The organism is Neorhizobium petrolearium (assembly GCF_029854435.1).
Classification (GTDB): Bacteria; Pseudomonadota; Alphaproteobacteria; order Rhizobiales; family Rhizobiaceae; genus Neorhizobium; species Neorhizobium petrolearium.
This window is the reverse complement of the sequence record NZ_CP123000.1, coordinates 2,143,713-2,164,826: the sequence shown is the minus strand read 5'-3', so window position 1 is coordinate 2,164,826 and position 21,114 is coordinate 2,143,713. Positions and strand designations below refer to the sequence as shown.

Here is a 21,114-nt window from a genome sequence, read left to right as displayed (position 1 = left end):
TGCGGTGATCCGGCCAAGTCTGGAGATCGCCGACATCTTCCGCGCCTATGGCCCGGCGTGGCGGCGGGCCAATGTCGGGCATGTCAGCCTGACCCAGCTCAAGGTCATGGCAGCGATCGAAGCCTGCCGAACCGAGGCGCTCGGCGGGCATGTGGCGGCTTGCGCGAAGTGCGGCCATAACCACATCGCCTACAATTCCTGCAAGAACCGGCACTGCCCCAAGTGTCAGGGGCCCGCGGCGCGGGACTGGATGGCCGCCCGTGCCGAAGACCTGCTGCCCGTCGAGTATTTCCACGTGGTTTTCACCCTGCCGGCCGAGATCGCGCAAATCGCCTACTGGAACAAGAAGGCGGTCTATGACCTGCTGTTTCGGGCGTCGGCGGAGACGCTGACCACCATCGCCGCCGATCCCAAGCGCCTCGGCGCGCGCATCGGCATGACCAGCGTGCTACACACCTGGGGATCGGCACTGACTCATCACCCGCATGTGCACATCATCGTGCCCGGCGGTGGGCTGTCGCCGGATGGCACGCGTTGGATCTCATGCCGCCCCGGCTTCTTTCTGCCCGTAAAGGTCCTGTCGCGTCTGTTCCGGCGGCTGTTTGTCGGAGGATTGATGGCACTGTATCAATCCGGCGACCTCGCCTTCTTCGGGGATCTGGCGGGGCTCGCGGAGACGGATGCCTTCGCCGCTTGGCTTGCCCCCTTGCGCAAATCAGACTGGGTCGTCTACGCCAAGCCACCGTTCGGCGGCCCCGAGGCCGTGCTGGCCTATCTCAGCCGCTACACCCATCGCGTCGCCATCTCAAACAGCCGCCTGATCAGCGCAGATGCCGAGACGGTCTCATTCCGCTGGAAGGATTACCGCATCAAGACCGGTGACCGGCACAAGGTGATGCGGTTGGCCACCGACGAGTTCATCCGGCGCTTCCTGATCCACGTGCTGCCCGACGGCTTCCACCGCATCCGCCATTACGGCCTGCTCGCCGGTGCAGGCCGCAAGGCCAACGTCGCAAAGATCAGGACACTGCTCGGGGTGGACGCGCCGTTCCAGGACGACGCGCCAAACACCGAGAGAACCCCGCTCACGCTGAGAGAGCCATGCCCGCACTGCGGCGGCCCGATGCGCATCGTCGAGATATTCCGCCGTGGCCAGCAACCCAGATCCCGCGCGCCACCCCGAAAGGACGCCGCATGACGAAACGCATGTCACATCAGCCAAGGCCGGCCGGGATCTGCGATGCGTTCCGGGGTGGCGCCGGTCTGCGTCAGGCAAGCCGGCCCCCCGCAAAACCGCCGAGGCCAGCCGACGAAAGACCTGCGATCCCGATCCCGATCGTCTTATTGCAAGCCTTCGGCGTTACCCTTCTGCGCCTGACGCTCCCACCGATGGCCACCTTGAGCAACCGCAGCCGCACGCTTTCCCCATAGGCGCTCCACCCAGCCCCCGCGGCCTCCTCCTTGGGAGGTTTTTCAACGCGGGCCACGGCCCAGCCGCCACCGTTGCGCCGCGGCCCGCATCGAAAAACCTTCACCATTGCGGACATGTGTCGTTGTCGAAGGATACGGCTGCTTTGCGCCCCCATTTCGGTCATAGAGGCCGTCGTTTGCGGGCCTGAAAACGGCCATCGTTCGCGATGAAGTCTCGTCGCGTTTGCGCCAATACAAGACGTGCCCTCACGCGTTGATGAAGGACCTGCTTCGATCCCATTACCGTCGTTCAACGCTCATTCGCAGTCTCGTCAAAGAGGCCATTCGTCGTCATCGGGCTATGCCATAAACGCGCGCTATTCCGTTCGTTACTTCGCCCCTGCGCCATACTTCAAAGCTGCCATCTAAAGAACATGCACTGGATCTGCTTTACGAGAGAGTTTCACTGTGCTCGTCTGCCATTCACGTTGCGGTGCTGGAGTCCGTCGATAGGGGTAGTTCGAAGACGTAACAAATTACGCCTGGCCATAAGGGGGGGGAGGATGGAAGACGAATATCGGCAGTGGGGGACGAAAGAGGGCGGCGGTTTCAACGAGCTAACACTCGCATATAAGCATAATCCCACGATGGAGACCTACCTGGCCTTGCGTCGAGCCCATCCGGATGCAGAAATCGAAATCTCCGCTTCACGAGGGCTCGATACATTATTCCGAATTGAACAAGAACTGCAAAAGCACGGGTTTGACCCCTCCGACATTGCTGCGATTCTCGATGCGGACCATGAGGCGATCAGCAAGGTTTCTTTACAATGCATGGAAAAGCTTATCGCCGCCAAAGAACTCGCGGCCAAGGGTGAGACTCACTTAGTTGGACGAGGAATGGCGGTGCCGCTCGCTCTTATTGACTGGATAATCATGGTCGCTCTCGATGGAATGAGTTGGACCGAACAATTGGAGATTCCTCGCGATCTGATCGTTCTAATCCAAAATCGCTTGGGAGGGATTCAGGGGAAATACTATCGGAACAGCGAGTTACGTGAGCGGAAGCAAAATGCGCTCTTTATTGCCGGGCAGATGCTCGCTCGCGGTGAAAAAACCGGCATTCGTCAACTTGCCCGTCTCCTCGGACTAGAGGCGAGTAGTGTCTCTCGCTGGTTCGCGGAAGGCGAGTTTGAGCGGGAATCCCAGCGATATGCGTCGTGGTTTGATGAGAACGGAAGCTTAAAGCCACTGTTGCACCGCAAATGACGTGCGCAACACCATCGTCCACGTGTAGTCTCTTCCCCAATGGAGACACCGATGAACGAAAAACGTCTAACACCTGCCAAGCCCGTCGAACAGCTTCACTTCCGGATCAATCAGGTCGAAGTTTTGGCAAGCGGACGATTTGCGATAGTGATCGTCGTTGGCGCTATTCTGTTAGCAATTCTTCTGGTCTGACGCCCCGAGCGGCGCCACTCATAGCTGGCAAAGCTCTTCGAAGAACTCGCGACCGAGAGGCAGCTTTTATAACAGTCATTACCGAAAGCTACCCTTTTGCTGTCAAGCCTGGAACATGACAATCAGCGGGGTCTGCTTACGTGATGTGGCAACTAGCTGACAGCCCCTAACCGGCCGCGTGCGGCTGCCAATCCCGACGACCACTTCCAGCGCAAAATTGTCGTCAGATATGCTCCTCCGGCGTGGTGGCATTTGTGGCCCAATTCCGCATTTCTCCGGGGCAGGGAGGGAAGCGACGTGTCGAAAATTCCACATGAAGGGTGTGTAAGGCGGGGACGACTTGGCCTCTCTCCTGAAAAATCCGGCATCCGGCTTTTCAGCTAAGATGCTGATTTTTCTTCCTCACCCGCAAGGAAAGAGGTCGGCTTCGCGTTTTTTTCATCCCCGCCCTCACGCCCCGTGCCTACAATCTTGCCGTCCCGCATCGGATACACCGGAAGGCGTTCCGGCGAGGCGGGGCCGGCGCCGGGTGTGAGGAAACGACGTAAGTCCTTGCATTCGGGGTCCGCGGAAAATGGTCTCCCTCCGGCGAGGTGGGGGCGGATGAGACGCTGTCGGGCCGACGTCTCGTTTCGCTTCCTTGCATTATGCGCCGGGCGTGCCTGTGAGGCATTGGAGGGCGACGGGACAGCGCCATGCGGCGTCCGAGGGTTTTTCTAAACCCGGGCCGCGCGGCGCAGGTGGAAGACGTGCCTGGGGTAGTCATGGCCTGCGGCATTGTAAGTACAAGGGTGTGCATGACGCCTTCCTTTCAAGGAGGGGCGCGCCACCGTTCCCACAAACCCCGTCATCGCAGAGGGACCGGAGTCGCGGATAAAAACCGCCGAACGGGGCGCTGAGAGGTGCTACCCAAAACTAAAACTTAAGAGGCAGCTTTCAGCGCCCCGTCCGACTTTGAAAATCCGGCCATCACCAAGGGAGGATTCTGTCTTCCCGATCCGCACCGTTATTTCTGGACAAAGCCCGACCCGTGACCTAACCAATCCCCGATACGACGAGGAGAATGGTCATGGCGGTCAGGGACGTGAAGGCGGGCTTTCGCAACGAGGAAGGCATCGGCACGGTTCTCGGCATCCTGAAACAATCCTTCGGCGAACGGTTCCAGACCGGCCAGTCCTTTCGCGAGCAGCATGCGCATACGACCACCTATCTGCCGGCCCAGCTTCCGGATGGCGTCGTCTTCGTCGAGAGCGCCGAGGATGTGAAGGCGGTGGTGAAGACCTGCGCCGCCCATCGCGTGCCGGTCATTCCTTTCGGGGTCGGGTCGTCGCTGGAAGGTCAGGTCAACGCGCCGTCCGGCGGGATTTCGATCGATTTCAGCCGCATGAACAGGGTGCTTCGCGTCAGCCCCGCCGATCTCGACGTGACGGTGGAGCCCGGCATCACCCGCGAGGAGCTGAACCGGGAACTGCGCGATACCGGCCTGTTCTTCCCGATCGATCCGGGTGCGAACGCGACGATCGGCGGCATGGTGGCGACCCGCGCGTCAGGCACCAATGCGGTGCGCTACGGCACGATGAAGGACAATGTCCTGTCGCTCACGGTCGTCGCCGCCGATGGCGAGGAAATCCGCACCGCGCGGCGGGCCCGGAAATCGTCCGCGGGCTATGATCTGACCCGGCTGTTCGTCGGCTCGGAAGGCACGCTCGGCGTCATCACGTCCATCACGCTTCGCCTGCAGGGCATTCCGGAAAAGATCGGCGGCGGGGTCTGCGCCTTCCCGAGCGTCGCGGCCGCCTGCGACGCGGTCATCATGACGATCCAGATGGGCATCCCGGTCGCCCGCATCGAGCTGCTCGACGAGGTGCAGATGCGCGCCTGCAATGCCTATTCGAAGCTCTCCTATCCGGAAAAGCCGACGCTCTTCCTGGAATTCCACGGGACGGAGGAGACGGTGGCGCTGCAGTCGGCGCAGTTTTCCGAAATCGCTGCGGAATGTGGCGGCGACGAGTTCCGCTGGACGGCGAACGCGGAGGAGCGCGCAAAGCTCTGGAACGCGCGGCACAATGCCTATTGGGCGAGCCGGGCGCTGGCGCCGGAGCTCGACGGCCTCTCAACCGACGTCTGCGTGCCGATCTCGCGGCTCGCCGAATGCGTCGCCGAGACCCAGGCCGACATAACCGAACAGGGCCTGCTTGCGCCGATCGTCGGTCATGCGGGCGACGGCAATTTCCACGTGCTCGTGCTCTTCGACGGCAAGGACCCCACCTCCGTCGCGAAGGTCGAGGGTTTCATCGAGCGCCTCAACCGCCGGGCGCTTGCCATGGATGGCACCTGCACCGGCGAACACGGCATCGGGCAGGGCAAGATGGCCTTTCTCGAAGAAGAGCTGGGCGGTGCCGTCGACCTGATGCGCTCCATCAAGAAGAGCCTCGATCCCGACAATATCTTCAATCCCGGCAAGATCTTCCATGCTGGCAAATGAACTCTTCCCGCAAGCTTGACTTGTCTGCCCACCCGATAAGACTAGTCTCATAGCGAGATCGGAGAAGCCGCGTTGTTTGGACGTATCCTGTTGGCCTTGAGCGGATTGGTGGTGGTGGCGCTGTTCACGGCACTGCTTGCACCGTTTTTTGTCGACTGGTCGAGCTTTCGCGTCGGTTTCGAGGAACAGGCAAGCCGCATCCTTGGAAAAAAAGTTTCCGTCCACGGGGCGGTCGATGCGCGTATACTGCCATTTCCATCCGTCACGCTGCACGATGTTCGGGTCGGCATGGATACGGATGGTCAGCCGCTGGTGCAGGTGGCGCGCTTTTCCATGGACATGGAGCTTGCGCCCTTCCTCTCCGGCGAAGCGCGCATCTTCGATATGCGCATCGAGGAACCGAGGGCGCGCATCCGGCTCCTGAAGGACGGTACGCTTGACTGGATGCGCGGCAGCCAGGCGGCGATCCCCACCCGCGTCGTCGTGATCGAGGATGTGCATGTCACCGGCGGCGAGATCGACCTCGTCGATGAACAGTCCGGCCGGTCACGGCGGATTACCGGCCTCTCAGGCGATTTTTCCGCCGTGTCTCTCCGCGGGCCCTGGCGGGGCGAGGGCGATGCGACGCTCGACGGATATGCGGCGAGGTTCAACCTTTCAAGCGGTGCGGCCGACACCGATGCCAGGCGACTGCCGCTGCGGTTGAGGCTCTGGCCGGATGCCCAGCCGGTCGAGGTCAATCTCGACGGGGAACTTTCGCTGGCCGACGGCAAGCCGAACTATAACGGCAATTTCACCCTCGACCTGCTGCAGGAGGAAGACGACACCGAGCCGGTCGAAGCGCCGCCACCCGGACCGCGGGTGAAGGGCGGTTTCGAGCTGACCAACGAGCGCATCCGCATTCCGCAATACCGGGTGGAGATCGGCGCTGCCGATAACCCCTATGTCGTCACCGGCGAGGCGACGCTCGATACGGGCGAGAAGCCGGAATTCCTGCTGACCGCCGAAGGCCAGCAGATCGACGTGAACCGCCTGGGCGAAGGGGGGCGGGCCAAGACCGGCCGCGATCCGGCTGTTTCGGCGCAGCGACGCATCAACAATTTCATCCGCATGGCCGCCTCCATCCCCATTCCGCAGGTCCCCGGCCGGGCGAGCCTCAGGCTACCGGCTATCGTCGCCAACGACACGACGATCCGCGACATCAAGCTCGACATCCGTCCTGCCGGACGGGGCTGGGCGGTCGATAACGTGGTGGCGACCCTGCCGGGCCGCACGCAGCTCGAAGCCAAGGGCAGCCTCCTCCTGCGCGACCGGGTTTCCTTCGTCGGCGACATGCTGGTCGCCTCCAACCAGCCATCCGGCCTTGCCGACTGGTTATCCGGGCGGGTGGCGCCCGAAATCCGCCAGCTCCGGTCGGCGGGTTTTTCCGCAAGGGTCAATCTGACGCCCGAGATGCAGCGTTTCGACAGCCTCGAGCTTGCGATCGGTGCGGCGACGCTCAAGGGGCGGCTGGAGCGCCAGTCGCCGCAGGCTCAGGCACCCAACCTTTCTGTGAGCCTTGCCGGCAACGAGATCGACATCGACGCCATGCGGGCGCTCGCTTCCCTGCTGACCGGCGACGATGCGGGCCAGGACGTGCTCGACCACCATATCGCGGCGACGCTTCGGGCGGACCGCTTCACGGCGTTCGGCGTCGCGGCCGACAATGTCGATACGGCCTTCACCATGGCCGGCGGCGTGTTCTCGCTCGAGCGGCTGGTGGTCGGCAACATCGAGGGCGCCACTATTTCTGCCGTGGGTAAGGTGGAAGGCTCGCTGCTTTCCTATGCCGGCAGCGGCACCTTGAACTTCCGCTCGGATGATCCGACGGCATTTCTAACCATGCTGCGCGACCGGCTGCCACCGCATCCGGCTTTGCAGCGGCTGGCGCGCAATGCCTCCTGGTTCGCGAATGCGGATCTTTCCGCCGACCTGAAGGTGGGAGGAAATGTCGCCGGAGTGGAGATCGCCCTCAAGGGAAAGTCGAACGGCAGCGAGGTGAATGCCGATCTGATGCTCCCGGGCCTGTTCGACCTGACGGGCAGCGATGACATGATGCTGAACGTGTCGCTCGATAACCCCGACTCGCGGATTCTTCTCGGGCAGGCAGGCCTCGATCCTCTGCCTTTCGACGGAGACGGCGCGGGCCGGCTCGCCCTCAACCTTCGGCAGAGTTCGGCAGACCGGGCGGACGCGGACCTGTCGTTCAGGACCGGCAGGACGACCTTCGAGATGAGGGGGGACCTAAATATCCACAACGAGGGTTTCGGCGAAGGCGCCGGTCACGTGACGCTGAAAAGCGATGATCTGGAACCCTATCTTTTGATGAACGGCATCGGATTGCCGCAATTCGGAACCGGCCTGCCGGTCATGCTCGAAGCCGATGTCAGCATGACGCCGGACGCGCTGCAGGTCGCCGGTCTTCGAGGCACGTCGGCGGGCAACGATTTCACAGGCGATATCGCCATTGACCGGAAAGCGCCGGGCATGCCGGCGACCGGGTCGCTCGACATCGATACCCTGGATCTTGCCTGGCTTGGGGAGGCGGTCTTCGGTCCGGTCAGCGATCCTCGGAATGGCGCCTTTTCCTCAAAGCCGCTGAGCCGGCCGATCTTCGGTGACCTGGATGCTGCGCTCGATCTCAGGGCGAAAGCGTTCCGCACGGATGGCTTCGGCAGCATCACCGACTTCTCGGCCAGAATTACCCATCGCGCAGGCGGTGTCATCATCGAGAACGGCGTCGGAAACTGGCAGGGCGGCAAACTGGCCGGTCGCATGATGATGTCGAACGGCGACGGTAACGGGCTTCTGCAAGTGCAGCTTGCAGCCGAAAATACCGATCTTGCGCTGCTCGTCTGGAAGGCCGGAGGTAAACCGGTTGCCAGTGGTCAGCTCGATTTCGACATTTCCGCCGAATCGACCGGCAAGACCGTCGCCGAATTGCTCGATGCCGTCAGCGGCTCGGCCGAGTTGCGGCTCAAGGGACTGGGGGTCGCGGGGATCAATCCCGACGCGCTCAAACCCTTGATGGCGGCGGCGGACAAACTCGGCGGCGAGGTGACGGAGGAGAAGATCCGGCCGCTTGTCGCCGGTCTGGTGCATCAGGGCCGAGCTGAGATCGGCGATCTGACGATTCCCGTCACGATCACGGCGGGTGAGGCGCGGGCGCAGAATATCTCTGCTGCGGTTGGTACGACGAAACTTTCCGGCGAGGGACGCTTCGATCTTCTGGAGGACGGCATGACCGCTGATCTCGCCGTCACCTACGATGCCGGCGAGGAAGGGCTTGCCGGCGGCGATCCGACCGTCCGGCTCGACTATTCGGGTGACCTTGCCAAGCCCACGCAACACATCGATGTTGGGGCGATGACCAATTTCCTGTCGCAGCGGGCCTTCGAGCAGGAGCGGCGGCGGGTCGAGGCGCTGCAGGCGAGCGTGCTGGAAAAACAGCGCCTGCGCCGCGAGGTGGCGCTTTACAATTTCCAGGCGGCCGAGCGGCAGGCGGCACGCGAGAAGGCAGAAGCGGAGGAGAAGGCACGCCGCGAAGCCGAAGAAGCCGAGCGTCAGCGTCAGGCTCAGGCCGCTGCTGCCGCAGCCCGTGCCGCCGAAGAAGAACGCCAGCGGCAGATCGGCCAGCCGCAGCTCATCGTGCCCCCGACCGACAATATCCTCCGGCAGGAGCCACCGGTCATCCCGCCGGCGGACGTGCCTGGCCTTCCGGGTGTCCAGCGCTGAACCCGCAGCGTTTCATACCATCTTCTTCTTGAGCCAGGTGAGCACATGCACGCGCAGCGCCGATGACAGATTGCTGTCGGGCGAGCGCAGGTCGTCGATTTCGGCAATCAGGCTCGCAAGGCTGATTTTGCGCTGGGCAGCGATCGTCTTCAGTTCGAGCCAGAATTCGTCTTCGAGGGAAAAACTGGTGCGATGACCGTGAAGCGTCGCGGAATGTTTGCGGATCACGAAACTCTCCGGGACAGGTGAGAAAAGTCGGGCTTATTCAAACTGTTACGCCCTTGGCGTCAAGCATCCCGGTAGCGGGTCGGTTAACCGCGCGTTAACGCTGTATCCCAAAGGTTCAATCGTCCTGACGTCCCTCGTGCGGCTTTTCCAGCCGGCCCTGGTCGAGTGCCTTTCCGGCCTTCTCGTTGCGTGCCCTTGTCAGGGATTTTTCCGCTTTCGTCCGGCCGAAGGTGATGCGGTTCTGCTCCGCTTCCTTCTCCTTTTCGAGCCGGCCCTTGCCCTTGCGGAACTGGCGCAGATTGACGATCTCGGCGCTCATGATGCGGCGCCTCCGCGCTACTGTTTCTTGCGGAAGGCATCGAGCGACACGACCGAACCGGGCTTCTTTTCTTCGTCGGTCTTGCTCTTGGCCTCGGTTTCGGCAGGTTTCGAGGTGGCCTCGACCGGAATGGCAGTGATCTCGGCGGAGGAATTGTCGTCCTCATCGGCAAGCGGTACTTCGAATTCCAGTTCGAAATTCACCGACGGATCATAGAAGCCGCGGATGGCGTTGAAGGGGATGACCAGGCGTTCCGGCGTGTCGGAGAAGGAGAGGCCGACCTCGAATTGGGTTTCGGTGATCTTGAGATCCCAGAACTGATGCTGGATGACGATGGTCATCTGCTCGGGATATTTCGCCTTCAGGTGCTGGGAAATGCGCACACCCGGCGCGCCGGTCAGGAATGTGATGAAGAAATGATGATCGCCCGGCAGCCGGCCGGTGGCCGCGACTTCGGACAAGACCTTACGGATGACGCCACGCAGAGCGTCTTGCGCCAGAATGTCGTAACGGATGTGATCCTGCCCCATGCGGTCCTGTCTTTCCACTTGTCTCGTCTTTTAGTCAGACGTGTTATGCCATGCCGGTCGGGCGCGGGGAAGCCCATCGCTCTCCGAGTCAGACCAATAGTATTCGACTGAGACAGGAAGGTGAAGGCTTCTGTTGCCAGGTGCCTTCGGACCCCGCCTTACGGTGCTAACCGTAAGGACTTAAAGCGGAATTCCCGCACCGCCATTAGGCAGCGAGAGCATATTCCTTAGCGTTGTTGTCGTTTGCAACTACACTTTTTGACCCGATAACGGTGGTATCATGCCGAGCAAAAGTTCGATCTTTACACCCTTGTCGATCCTATTTCGCCCCCATCAAAAGCCGGTCTTCTTCGACCGACCAGTTTTTGGTGGAGGCGCCGGGTACCGCCCCCGGGTCCAATAGGTTTATTACACCGACCGTTTATTGCCATAGCCGGACAGGTGTCCGGCAATCCCCATATAGGCATTTCCCTCGTCCATGAAAAGGGGGCGCGCAACAGGTTGCGGCTATTTCCGGCTGGCAAAGAGGCCGGCTGGGGGATACTTAGTCGAGGCGTCTTTAGAAGGCGCAGACAGCGCGATCAGATCTGTGTGGCGCGACAATGTCTGAGGAGGCAATGCCATGGGCAAGCGAATTGTATTCACCGGCGGCAGCGGCAAGGCTGGGCGGCATGTCGTGCCCTATCTTCTCGACCAGGGGCATGAAGTCCTCAACCTCGATCTGGTGCCGCTCGATCATCCCGGCGTCAACACGCTGATCACCGACCTGACCGACAGCGGTGAAGCGTTCAACGCGCTTTCCATGCATTTCGGCTTTCAGGGACTTGCGAGCGGAAAGGGCCCGGCGCCGGTCGACGCGGTGGTGCATTTCGCCGCCGTGCCGCGCATCCTCATGCGGCCTGACAATACAACATTCGCCGCGAATACGGTCTCGACCTACAACGTTATCGAAGCGGCAATGAAACTCGGCATCCGCAAGGTGATCGTCGCCTCCAGCGAGACGACCTATGGCGTCTGCTTCGCCGAGGGAGACAAGGACTATCGTTCGTTCCCGCTGACCGAGAACTACGACGTCGATCCGATGGACAGCTACGGGCTTTCCAAGGTGGTCAACGAGAAGACGGCGCGCGCCTTCGCCATGCGCTTCGGTGCCGATATCTATGCGTTGAGGATCGGCAATGTGATTTCGCCGGAAGACTATGCACGCTTTCCCGCCTTCCTTGCCGACCCGCCATCGCGCAAGCGCAATGCGTGGAGCTATATCGACGCCCGCGACCTCGGCCAGATCGTGCATCTCGGCGTCGAAAAGAACGGGCTCGGCTTCCAGGTCTTCAATGCCGTCAACGACACGATCACGGCTTACGAACCGACCCGGCCGTTCCTCGAAAAATGGGCACCGGGGACGCCGATCACCGGGGAGATCGGTGAGTTCGAAGCCCCGATCAGCAACCGCAAGATCCGCGAAGTCCTGGGTTTTTCCGAGGAGCATGACTGGCGGAACTACGTTTCCCGGTAAGCTGCCGGGCAAAATGCCGGGGAAAGCCGCTGCCACGAGATTGGCCGGGCTGTGGTGTGCTATTATTGAAATCCATAAAAAGGAATCGGCGGTCCTGTCTGTCTTGCGCGCACGAATGCGCATGGCGGCGGAACTTTGCGGAGGGACATCGCCTTGACGCTGAGACATCCGGAATACCAATATCTCGATACGCTGGCCTACCTCCTGGAGAAAGGGGACAGAAGGATAGACCGCACCGGCGTGGGCACGCTTTCGATGTTCGGCGTGATGATGCGCTTCGATCTTTCCGACGGCAGCTTTCCCGTCTACTCGACGAAGAAGGTTTTCTGGAAGACCGCCGTCAAGGAGATGCTGTGGTTCCTGACCGGGCAGACGAATATCCGGTCGCTCCTCAGCGAGAACGTCCGCATCTGGACGGACTGGCCGCTCGCCGCCTACCGGAAGGCGACCGGCTCGGACATCTCGCAGGAGGATTTCGAGGATCGGATTCTCGCCGATGATGCATTTGCCGAGGAATGGGGCGATCTCGGCCCCGTCTACGGCAAGCAGTGGCGGCGATGGAAGGGGGCGGACGGCAAGGAATACGACCAGCTGGCGGAAGTGATCGAGACGCTGCGCAAGAACCCTTCAAGCCGGCGCATGCTGTTTCACGCCTGGAACGTGCCCGAACTCGACCAGATGGCGCTGCATCCTTGCCACATGACCTATCAGTTCCACGTCTCCAATATCGGCGAAGGGCGCCGTCAGAAGGTTTCGCTTCTCGTGCTGCAGCGGTCGAGCGACATGGGGCTCGGCAATCCGTTCAACGTCTGCCAGCAGGCAGCGCTGCTTGCCATGGTGGCGCAGCAGGTGGACATGACCCCGGGCGAGCTCGTCTGGGTCGGCGGCGACGTTCACCTCTACCTCGATCACCAGGATCTCGCGAGAACGGTGCTGGAGCGGGAGCCGCGGCCGTTTCCGAAGTTGCGGCTGCTCCGGCGGCCGGACAGCATCGACGGCTATACGATCGATGATTTCGAGGTCACCGGCTACGATCCGCATCCCGCCATCGAGGCTCCGGTGGCGGTTTGAGGACATCGCCGAGCCTGTACTGCCGATCAGCCGTGCCGTCTCCGCGGCTTGCGAGCCCTCTGTCCTCGGACTTTTGATCTGCGGTCTTCGCGATAAAAGAACCAATGCTTCGTGGCCTCGGAGACAGCCAGGTACGACAGCGTTATCAGCAGTATGCCCAGGATGACCGGCAAGGGCGGCGGGACGAAGCCGAACCAGTCGGGTAGCGGCAGGAAGGGCAAAGCGATCGCGACAACGGCGACGGCAAAGGTCAATATCATCAGGAGGCCGGCCGGCCGGCTTCGCCAGAAGCGTTTGCGCGTCCGGATGACGAAGACGATCAGCAGCTCCGTCAGCAGCGACTCCACAAACCAGGCCGTCTGGAAAACCTGTTCGCCCGCGCTGGCGACGAGCATCAGGAAGGCGAAGGTCGCCAGATCGAAGACCGAGCTGATCAGTCCGAAGGTGATCATGAAGCGCCGCACGAAGCCGATGTCCCAATGCCGCGGCGAGCGCTTGTCCTCGATATCGACATTGTCGGTAGCGATGGCGAAGGAGGGGATATCGGAAAGGAAGTTGTTGAGCAGGATCTGCTTGGCGAGCAGCGGCAGGAAGGGCAGGACCAGCGAGGCGAGGGCCATGCTGATCATGTTGCCGAAATTGGCGCTGGCGGTGATCGATATGTATTTCATCGTGTTGGCGAATGTCGCGCGCCCGTCGTCGACGCCGCGGACGAGCACGCCGAGATCGCGCTTCAGGAGGACCATGTCGGCGGCTTCACGCGCGACATCCACGGCGCCGTCTACAGAAATGCCGATATCGGCCTCGTGCAGGGCTGCGGCATCGTTGATGCCATCTCCCAGATAGCCGACGACGTGCCCGCGGGCGCGAAGGGCTGCGACGATCCTCTCCTTCTGATTCGGATCGATCTCGACGAAGAGGTCCGTGATCTTTGCCCTTGCTGCGAGACCTGCGGCGGTGAGACGGGAGACCTGGACTCCGGTCAGGATGCGATCCGATCTCAGCCCCACCGATGCGGCGAGATGGGCAGCGACATATCTGTTGTCGCCGGTGATCATCTTGACGGTGATGCCACGGGCCTGAAGATCTTTCAGGGACTCCGTGACGCCCTGTTTCGGCGGATCGAGAAACAGGAGGAAGCCTTCCAGCCTCAGTGCGGTTTCAGCATCCCGGCCATAGTGTTGCTGAGAGGGTAACCGGCGTGTCGCGATGGCGAGCACCCGGTAACCCTGTTCGCCCCAGGTGCGGAATCGCTCTTCGAGAGGGGCTCGCCGCTCCGCGATGAGCGGCTCTTCGCCGTATGCTGTCCGCAACGTGCTACATATCTCAAGCACATTGGCTACCGCGCCCTTGCAGATCAGTATCGTTTCTTCTTCCGGCGATTTGACGATGACGGAAAGGCGCTTGCGGATGAAATCGTAGGGGACTTCGTCGCATTTCCGGAAGGATTTCTCCGGCGCCTCCGTCATCGGCGCCGCGACAATCGCCTCATCCAGCGGGTTGGCCATGCCGCTCTGGAAGGCGGCATTGAGACGGGCCAGCCGGAGGACCTCACTCGAAGGACGCCCCTCGGTGTCCATCCAGGCGTCCAGATGGATCAGCCCCTCCGTGAGCGTACCGGTCTTGTCGGTGCACAGGATGTCGATGCTGCCGAGGTTCTCGATCGCTTCCAACCTGCGGACGATGACGCCGTTTTCGGCCATCCGCCGTGCGCCTCGGGCAAGCGTCACGCTGATGATCGCCGGCAGGAGTTCCGGTGTCAGGCCGACGGCGAGAGCCAGCGAGAAGAGGACGGAATCGATGAGCGGCCTGCCGAGGGAGGCATTGGCGAAGAAGACGACGATGACCATGACGAACATGATCTCGGTCACCAGCACCCCGAAGCGGCGGATGCCTCTCGCGAACTCCGTCTCCGGAACCTGCCGTTCGAGGCTTGCGGCGATCGAGGCGAACTCCGTGCGGGCGCCGGTGCGGGTCACCAGAACGGAGGCGGTGCCGCTGCGCACCGAGGTTCCGGCGAAGACGGCATTGTTGCGCCGGATGAGCGGCGCATCCGCCTCGGCAAGGCCCGGCATCTTGACGACCGGGAACGTCTCGCCGGTCAGCACGGCCTCGCTGACATTGAAGTCCCGCGCTTCGAGGATCCTGCCGTCGGCGGGGATCAGGCTTCCGGCGGAAAGACGAAGGATATCGCCGGGAACCACGTCGCTTGCGTTGATGGTCCTTTCGGCACCGTCGCGGAGCGCCGTCGTCGTGCGGGTCAGGCGTAGCCGGAGCGTCTCCATTGCCCGGGATGCCGAAAACTCCTGCAGAAAGCCGAGCACGCAGCTTCCCAGAACGATAAGCGTGATGATGATTGCTTCATGTGCTTCGCCGACCGCTGCGGAAATCGCCGCCGCACCGATCAGGATCAGCACAAGCGGGCTGCGAAACTGGCGGATGAAGACCTTGAACGCTGAATCGTGCCCGTTTTCGGTGAGCGCATTCGGGCCTGAGCTCTTCAGCCTGGCGGACGCTTCCGCCGTGGAAAGGCCGTCTTTCGAGCTGGCCAATGCGTTCAGCAGCGCGTCCTCGCCTGCCGACCAGTATGTCCCCAATTCATCGTTCGCGGACATTGCCATCTACTACCGTCACTTGAGCGACCGTCGAAAGCCGCGGAGCGAAAATGTGAAGAGAACGGTTGCGATCCCGGTGAGCCAGACAAGCTGCGGCCAGACGACCGAAAGGCCGGCGCCCCGATAGAGGATCGCCTGCGCCATCAGGACGAAATGCGTGTTGGGAGCGGCGAGCATGATCGTCTGGATCACTTCCGGCATGCTTTCGCGCGGCGTCGTCGCGCCTGACAGGATCTGCAGCGGAATGAGGACGAGGATCAGAAGCAGCCCGAACTGCGGCATCGATCCCGCGACCGTGGCAAGCGCGATGCCAAGCGCGGTCGTCGCGAGAAGATGCAGCGCGGCTCCCGCCATGAAGAGCGCCAGCGATCCTTCGATCGGGACCTGCAGCAGGAGTTGCACGACGAGCACGAGCGACAGCAGCGTCGCGATGAACACGACAAGGCCCATCGACCAGACCTTGGCCAGCATGATCTCCAGCGGCGTTACCGGCATCACCAGGAGGTGCTCGATGGTTCCATGCTCACGTTCGCGGATGAGGGCCGTGCCGGTGAGGATGATCGACAGCATGGTGACATGATCGATGACGGTCATGACCGAGGCGAACCATGTCTGGTTGAGTTCCGGGTTGAACCGGGACCGGAGCGTCAGGGCAACGTCCGGTGTCTGCGAAACCGTGTTCGATCGCACGAAGTCGGAGACTTCCGTGGTCACGATGCTCTGCACGTAGCCGGAACCGGAAAATGCCTGGGTCATGCGGGTCGCGTCGACATTGAGCTGGATGACCGGCGCCTTGCCGGCGATCAGGTCGCTCTGGAAATTCGGCGGGATATCGAGCGCGAACGTGTCGGTGCCGGCATCCATCCGGGCGTCCATCTCTTCCGCCGTGATCATCGACGGCTGCTTGAAATAGGGGCTCAGGAAGGAATCGGCGATGCGGCGCGAGAGCGGTGAGTTGTCTTCGTCGACGATCGCGATTGGCGCATTGTTCAGCGTCTCCGGCACCGCTTTCGCTTCGGTATAGACGGCGATGGTGAAGGCATAGATGATCAACCCGATGAGGATGGGGTCGCGCAGCAGGCCGCGCAGTTCCTTGATGCCGAGATGGAAGATGGTGCCGGGCCGCATCGTCACTTCGCCTGTTTCTTGAGGAGGACGGCCGCCGCCGCGATGAGCAGCGGGCCCGCGATGATAAGCGGCAGGAAGGCGCTGCCGAGGCTTTCGAAGGCCAGTCCCTTCGAAAAGGTGCCGCGCGAGATGATGTTGAAATAGGTCGTCGGATAGATCCGGCCGATGAAGGCGCCGAACCCCTGAAGCGACGAGACGGGATCGATCATGCCCGAGAACTGCACGGCGGGAATGATGGTCATCAGCGTGGTGCCGAAGATCGCGGCGATCTGGCTCGAGATGAAGCTGGAGACCAAAAGGCCAAAGGCCGTCGAGAAGGCGACGTAGAGGAAGGCGGCCACCGCGAACGTCACGAGGCTGCCCGTAAACGGTACCTGGAAGACAAGGATGGCGAAGAGCCAGAGCAGCACGGCATTGGCCATGCCGAGCGCCAGATAGGGGAGCTGCTTGCCCAGCAGGAATTCGAGTTTCGTGACGGGCGTCACGTAGAAATTGACGATCGAGCCGAGTTCCTTCTCCCTGACGACCGAAAGGGCGGCGAGCATGGCCGGGATCAGGAGCAGAAGCAGCGGGATCACCGCCGGCACCATGGCGATCAGGCTTTCTATTCCGGGATTGTAGCGGAAGCGAGTTTCGATGGAGAAGGCGGATGCCGAAGCGTCGCCGTAGATCTCGCGCGCATGCCGGGCGATCCAGAGCGCGTGCATGCCCTGGACATAGCCCCGGGTCGTCTCCGCCCGCTGCGGCATGGCGCCGTCGATCCATGCGCCGACTTCCACGTCATTGCCGCGGGCGACGTGTTCGGCAAAGCCCGGCGGTATCTCGATCGCGAGCTTCAGCGAACCATCGCGCATGCGCCTGTCGAGATCGTTGTAGTCTTCCAGCGGCGGCTGCTCGATGAAGTAGCGTGAGCCGGCGATATCGGCGACATAGTCCCGGCTTGTCACGGTGTCATCGCGATCGAGGGCTGCGAATGTCAGGTTCTCCACGTCCATATTGATGCCGTAGCCGACGACAAACATCAGGATGACGCTGCCGATCAGGGCCAGCGTGGCGCGGATCGGATCGCGGCGCACTTCGAGCGCTTCCCTCCGGCTAAAGCTCAGGATGCGGCGCAGATCGAAGAACCGCCGATGCCCGGCGCTCGAGAAGGCGGGCGTCTGCCTGGGCTCGGCCTGCGGTTCCTCCGGGAGGGGCGCCGGTTCGCCGATCGCATCCTCCAGATAGCTGATGAAAGCCTCTTCCAGCGTTGCGGCCTTGCGGCTGTCGCGGATCGCATCCGGCGTATCGCTAACGAGCACCTTGCCGGCATGCATCAGCGATATGCGGTCGCAGCGCTCTGCCTCGTTCATGAAATGGGTGGAGATGAAGATCGTCACCTGGTCCTTGCGGGACAGCTCGATCAGCATCTCCCATAGCTGGTCTCTGGCGACGGGATCGACGCCGGATGTCGGCTCGTCGAGGATCAGCACCTCGGGCGAGTGGACGAGGGCCACGGCAAGCGAAAGCCGCTGCCGGATGCCGAGCGGCAGCGCATCGGGCAGTGAATCCATGACGTCGAGCAACTGGAACCGCCGGCCCATTTCCTCGATGCGAGCGGGAATAGTCCCAGGGGGCAGTTGAAAGAGGCGCGCATGCAGATCGAGGTTCTGCCGGACGGTGAGTTCCGTGTAGAGCGAGAAGGCCTGCGACATGTAGCCGACGCGCCTGCGGATAGCCATGTCGCGCGGATCGACTTCTCCGCCGAACAGTCTGGCTGTTCCCTCACTGGCCGGCAGCAGACCGGTCAGCATCTTCATCGTCGTGGTCTTGCCGCAGCCGTTGGAGCCGAGAAAGCCGAAGATTTCACCGCGGCGAATTCGGAAGCTGACATTGTCGACGGCGGTGAAATCGCCGAAGCGCATGGTGAGCCCTTCCGCCTCGATGGCGAAGTCCGAGTCGCCGAAGGACGGCGGAAGACGTTCCACCGAATGGTGTGCGGCCCGCACCTCCTCGGGCAACAGCGCGATGAAGGCCTCATCGAGCGAAGAGGCCCCGGTATGGGCGAGGATTTCGTCGGGAGTGCCGGTGGCGAGCACCTTTCCGGCATCCATGGCCGCCAGCCAGTCGAAACGCGCTGCCTCCTCCATATAGGCGGTGGCGACCATGACGCTTAATCGCGGGCGTTCGGCCCTGATGTCGTCGATGAGATTCCAGAACTGCCGGCGCGACAGCGGATCGACGCCGGTCGTCGGTTCGTCCAGGATCAAGAGGTCTGGATCATGAAGGAGGGAGCAGCAGAGACTGAGCTTCTGCTTCATCCCGCCCGAGAGATTGCCGGCCGGCCGATCTTCGAAACCGGCAAGACCGGTGCGCCTCAAGAGCATGCGGATGCGGTACTCCCGTTCCTCCTTTCGCTGCCCGAAAAGGCTTCCGAAGAAATCGGCGTTTTCGAACACCGACAGCGTTGGATAGAGGTTGCGGCCCAGCCCCTGGGGCATGTAGGCGATTGCCGGGCAGACGCGACTGCGATGGCCGCCGCTGCGCATGTCGCCGCCCAGGGCCAGCACGCTGCCTTTCTGGATCTTGCGCGCGCCAGCCACCAGGGAAAGAAGGGTGGATTTGCCGACCCCGTCCGGTCCGATGAAGCCGACCATCCGGCCTTCGGGGATATCCAGCGAGACGCCGTCGAGTGCGGTCGTCTTGCCGTACGTATGGATGACATCCTTCAATCGCGCGACATAAGCAGGTTCCGCCGGATCAGCCATGGCAAGATGCTCCTATGGGGCAAGCGGTTGGGACAGAGCGGCAGGCCATTGGGCGTTTGCATCGATCTTGACATAGGCTCGGCCGGGGAGGCCCGTTTTTACCTGTGCGACATATTTCTGCAGCAGTTCCTGCGGCACCTGCGCCCGAATACGGAACATCAGCTTCTGGCGCTCTTCCTCGGTTTCCACGGTCTTCGGCGTGAACTGGGCGACATCGGACAGGAAGGATATGTGGGCGGGAATGACATACTGGGGGGCTGCATCGAGAACGATGCGCGCCTCGCTGCCGATCGCCGTGCGGCCGGCATCGGCAGTCGAAAGGAAGAAGGTCATGTAGACGTCGCTGATGTCCAGCATGTTGAGGACACGGCCGCCGGCAGCGACGACCTCGCCCGGTCTTGCAACCAGATACTGGACCCGGCCGCTCCTTGGCGCCTTGAGTTCGGAATCGCGCAGATCGGCCTCGATTCTCGCGATCGTCGCCTGCGCGGCTTCGACGGAGGCTTCCGCATCCACCACCTGGGACTGCGCGGCGCCGATCGCGGCGTCGGTCGCGGCGAGTTGCGCCCTGGCGGCGGCGACGGCGGCCCTGGCGGTCTCGACGCGGGCGCGGTCATCATCCAGGGTCTGTTCGGAAACGGTGCCGCTGCGCGAAAGCTGCTCGCTGCGAGCGAACTTCTTCTGAGCTGATTGAAGCTCCACTTCGTTCTGTGCGACGGTTGCGGCCGCCGCCTCCTTCTCGGCCTGCCGCTGGGTAACGAGGCTTCGCGCCGTATCGATGCCGATCCTCGCCCTGGCGAGCTGCGCCTCCGCTTCGCGCTTCTCGGCGGCAAGCTGTTCGATGTCCATGCGGGCGACGACCTGGCCGACCTCGACGAAATCGCCCTCCTTGACGAGCACGTCGGTCAGGCGTCCCGCCGTGCGCGCCGCAATGTCGATTTCGGTCGCTTCGATGCGCCCGTTGCCGCTTGCAATACCCTGCATGGCCTGCGCGGCATTGCGGTCCTGGACATATTTCCAGCCCAGGGCGCCGGTGGCTACGACGACCGCGAGGACCGCGGCGATTTTTCCGGTGCGATTCAAGATGCGGCTCCATTTCGGATGGGTTGCGTTCTGTTCGGGAACTTTGGTGCATGGCTTTCGATCTGCCAACGCTCCTCTGCTCCGTCTGCGGGCGGCTCGCTTTTGATTGCCCCGGACGGGTTCGGCAACATTGATAAGGATCAAGAAGATATATGAAACTCACGCGCTCCTGTTCCTCCGCCCGGAGAAGTCGTCCAGAATTGGTGCCTGACCTTTCAATATCTTCTGCCGTGCCTGGTCGAGGCGGAACCAGGCGATCCGATCCACCTCCGGGAATTGTTGGAGGCGTCCTGAATGCGGCGGCCATTCCAGCGAGAACATATTGCTGACGATGCGACTTTGATCGATCGGAGGATTCGCCTCGACCGACCAGACCAGAACCTTCTTGCCACCGGGCTGACGGTATTCACCGAGCCACTGGAACGGTCCTTCGACGGTCTCGCCGATTTCCTCGGCCGTCTCCCGGATGGCTGCTGCGAGTTCGTCCTCACCTTCCTCCACCATGCCTTTGGGGACAGACCAGGCTCCTTCGTCCTTGCGCGCCCAGAACGGGCCGCCCGGATGCACCAGAAGAATTTCAGGTTCTCCCTCCGAATACCGGAATATCAGGAGACCGGCGCTGCGTCTCGGCATGGTGACCAACTCCCCGTGACAGAGCGGCTGAGACCGGCCCGGCCGCTCCGTGTTGAAGATTTCCGCCCGTGGTATTTGATAAAGATCATCGTTGCCGGGCAAGTGCCTGACTAGG

15 protein-coding genes and 1 other RNA gene are annotated in these 21,114 nt (G+C 62.2%); 7 read left to right on the top strand and 9 right to left on the bottom strand.

The genetic code is table 11. The features are described from left to right. The first annotated feature begins 4 nt into the window (after positions 1-4). From QEO92_RS11025 to QEO92_RS11005, 5 genes are all read left to right on the top strand, one after another. On the top strand, positions 5-1,198 hold the full coding sequence (locus QEO92_RS11025) for an IS91 family transposase (RefSeq protein ID WP_037150355.1): 1,194 nt from the start codon (positions 5-7) through the stop codon (positions 1,196-1,198). A 775-nt stretch (positions 1,199-1,973) separates the two neighbouring features. Then, a complete protein-coding gene (locus QEO92_RS11020; protein ID WP_227703014.1) occupies positions 1,974-2,678 on the top strand; it encodes a hypothetical protein in 705 nt (234 codons plus the stop codon). Between the two features lie 51 nt (positions 2,679-2,729). Beyond that, the gene (locus QEO92_RS11015; protein ID WP_227703012.1) at positions 2,730-2,870 is read left to right on the top strand and encodes a hypothetical protein; all 141 of its coding nucleotides are present in this window, start codon (positions 2,730-2,732) and stop codon (positions 2,868-2,870) included. 1,069 nt (positions 2,871-3,939) lie between these two features. Beyond that, the gene (locus QEO92_RS11010) at positions 3,940-5,355 is read left to right on the top strand and encodes an FAD-binding oxidoreductase (protein ID WP_227703010.1); all 1,416 of its coding nucleotides are present in this window, start codon (positions 3,940-3,942) and stop codon (positions 5,353-5,355) included. Between the two features lie 72 nt (positions 5,356-5,427). Beyond that, positions 5,428-9,129, top strand: coding sequence for an AsmA family protein (locus QEO92_RS11005; RefSeq protein ID WP_227703008.1), 3,702 nt, complete (start codon positions 5,428-5,430; stop codon positions 9,127-9,129). Positions 9,130-9,141: 12 nt separating this feature from the next. On the opposite strand, the gene QEO92_RS11000 is transcribed toward QEO92_RS11005, so the two are convergent. The 4 genes from QEO92_RS11000 to ssrA form a co-directional block, all read right to left on the bottom strand. Continuing rightward, positions 9,142-9,357 (bottom strand): ribbon-helix-helix domain-containing protein, encoded by a 216-nt coding sequence (locus QEO92_RS11000; RefSeq protein WP_037147418.1) that lies wholly within the window; start codon positions 9,355-9,357, stop codon positions 9,142-9,144. Between the two features lie 115 nt (positions 9,358-9,472). Beyond that, positions 9,473-9,676: a DUF4169 family protein gene (locus QEO92_RS10995; protein WP_037147415.1), complete on the bottom strand. Its 204-nt coding sequence runs from the start codon at positions 9,674-9,676 to the stop codon at positions 9,473-9,475. A 17-nt stretch (positions 9,677-9,693) separates the two neighbouring features. Beyond that, positions 9,694-10,206: an SspB family protein gene (locus tag QEO92_RS10990; RefSeq protein WP_227705143.1), complete on the bottom strand. Its 513-nt coding sequence runs from the start codon at positions 10,204-10,206 to the stop codon at positions 9,694-9,696. Between the two features lie 119 nt (positions 10,207-10,325). Then, positions 10,326-10,695, bottom strand: a transfer-messenger RNA (tmRNA) gene (gene ssrA, locus QEO92_RS10985). Between the two features lie 133 nt (positions 10,696-10,828). Between ssrA and QEO92_RS10980 the strand changes: the two genes are divergently transcribed. Together QEO92_RS10980 and thyA are read left to right on the top strand one after the other, a co-directional pair. After that, positions 10,829-11,722: an NAD-dependent epimerase/dehydratase family protein gene (locus QEO92_RS10980; protein WP_227703007.1), complete on the top strand. Its 894-nt coding sequence runs from the start codon at positions 10,829-10,831 to the stop codon at positions 11,720-11,722. 153 nt (positions 11,723-11,875) lie between these two features. Next, complete coding sequence (thyA, locus tag QEO92_RS10975; RefSeq protein ID WP_407721167.1) at positions 11,876-12,793, top strand: thymidylate synthase; 918 nt, start codon at positions 11,876-11,878, stop codon at positions 12,791-12,793. Positions 12,794-12,819: 26 nt separating this feature from the next. Here thyA and mgtA read toward each other — a convergent pair whose 3' ends face one another. The 5 genes from mgtA to QEO92_RS10950 form a co-directional block, all read right to left on the bottom strand. Next, positions 12,820-15,408, bottom strand: a complete 2,589-nt coding sequence (mgtA, locus tag QEO92_RS10970; RefSeq protein ID WP_227703006.1) for a magnesium-translocating P-type ATPase — start codon at positions 15,406-15,408, stop codon at positions 12,820-12,822. A gap of 15 nt (positions 15,409-15,423) precedes the next feature. Continuing rightward, positions 15,424-16,536 carry an ABC transporter permease gene (locus QEO92_RS10965; protein ID WP_037147402.1) on the bottom strand — a complete coding sequence of 371 codons (1,113 nt, stop codon included), beginning with the start codon at positions 16,534-16,536 and terminating at the stop codon, positions 15,424-15,426. Between the two features lie 2 nt (positions 16,537-16,538). Further along, positions 16,539-19,283, bottom strand: a complete 2,745-nt coding sequence (gene rbbA, locus QEO92_RS10960) for a ribosome-associated ATPase/putative transporter RbbA (protein ID WP_227703005.1) — start codon at positions 19,281-19,283, stop codon at positions 16,539-16,541. Positions 19,284-19,295: 12 nt separating this feature from the next. Then, positions 19,296-20,366 carry an HlyD family secretion protein gene (locus QEO92_RS10955; RefSeq protein ID WP_407721164.1) on the bottom strand — a complete coding sequence of 357 codons (1,071 nt, stop codon included), beginning with the start codon at positions 20,364-20,366 and terminating at the stop codon, positions 19,296-19,298. Between the two features lie 159 nt (positions 20,367-20,525). Then, positions 20,526-20,999, bottom strand: coding sequence for an NUDIX hydrolase (locus QEO92_RS10950; RefSeq protein ID WP_227703004.1), 474 nt, complete (start codon positions 20,997-20,999; stop codon positions 20,526-20,528). Positions 21,000-21,114: the final 115 nt, after the last annotated feature.

What these genes read in the sequence shown, in the direction of transcription:
- rbbA (WP_227703005.1), bottom strand. Translation starts at nt 19,283, where the DNA reads ATGGCTGATCCGGCGGAACCTGCTTATGTCGCGCGATTGAAGGATGTC.
- QEO92_RS11015 (WP_227703012.1), top strand. Translation starts at nt 2,730, where the DNA reads ATGAACGAAAAACGTCTAACACCTGCCAAGCCCGTCGAACAGCTTCAC.
- QEO92_RS10990 (WP_227705143.1), bottom strand. Translation starts at nt 10,206, where the DNA reads ATGGGGCAGGATCACATCCGTTACGACATTCTGGCGCAAGACGCTCTG.
- QEO92_RS10995 (WP_037147415.1), bottom strand. Translation starts at nt 9,676, where the DNA reads ATGAGCGCCGAGATCGTCAATCTGCGCCAGTTCCGCAAGGGCAAGGGC.
- QEO92_RS10950 (WP_227703004.1), bottom strand. Translation starts at nt 20,999, where the DNA reads ATGCCGAGACGCAGCGCCGGTCTCCTGATATTCCGGTATTCGGAGGGA.
- QEO92_RS10980 (WP_227703007.1), top strand. Translation starts at nt 10,829, where the DNA reads ATGGGCAAGCGAATTGTATTCACCGGCGGCAGCGGCAAGGCTGGGCGG.
- QEO92_RS11010 (WP_227703010.1), top strand. Translation starts at nt 3,940, where the DNA reads ATGGCGGTCAGGGACGTGAAGGCGGGCTTTCGCAACGAGGAAGGCATC.
- QEO92_RS11020 (WP_227703014.1), top strand. Translation starts at nt 1,974, where the DNA reads ATGGAAGACGAATATCGGCAGTGGGGGACGAAAGAGGGCGGCGGTTTC.
- QEO92_RS10965 (WP_037147402.1), bottom strand. Translation starts at nt 16,536, where the DNA reads ATGCGGCCCGGCACCATCTTCCATCTCGGCATCAAGGAACTGCGCGGC.
- mgtA (WP_227703006.1), bottom strand. Translation starts at nt 15,408, where the DNA reads ATGTCCGCGAACGATGAATTGGGGACATACTGGTCGGCAGGCGAGGAC.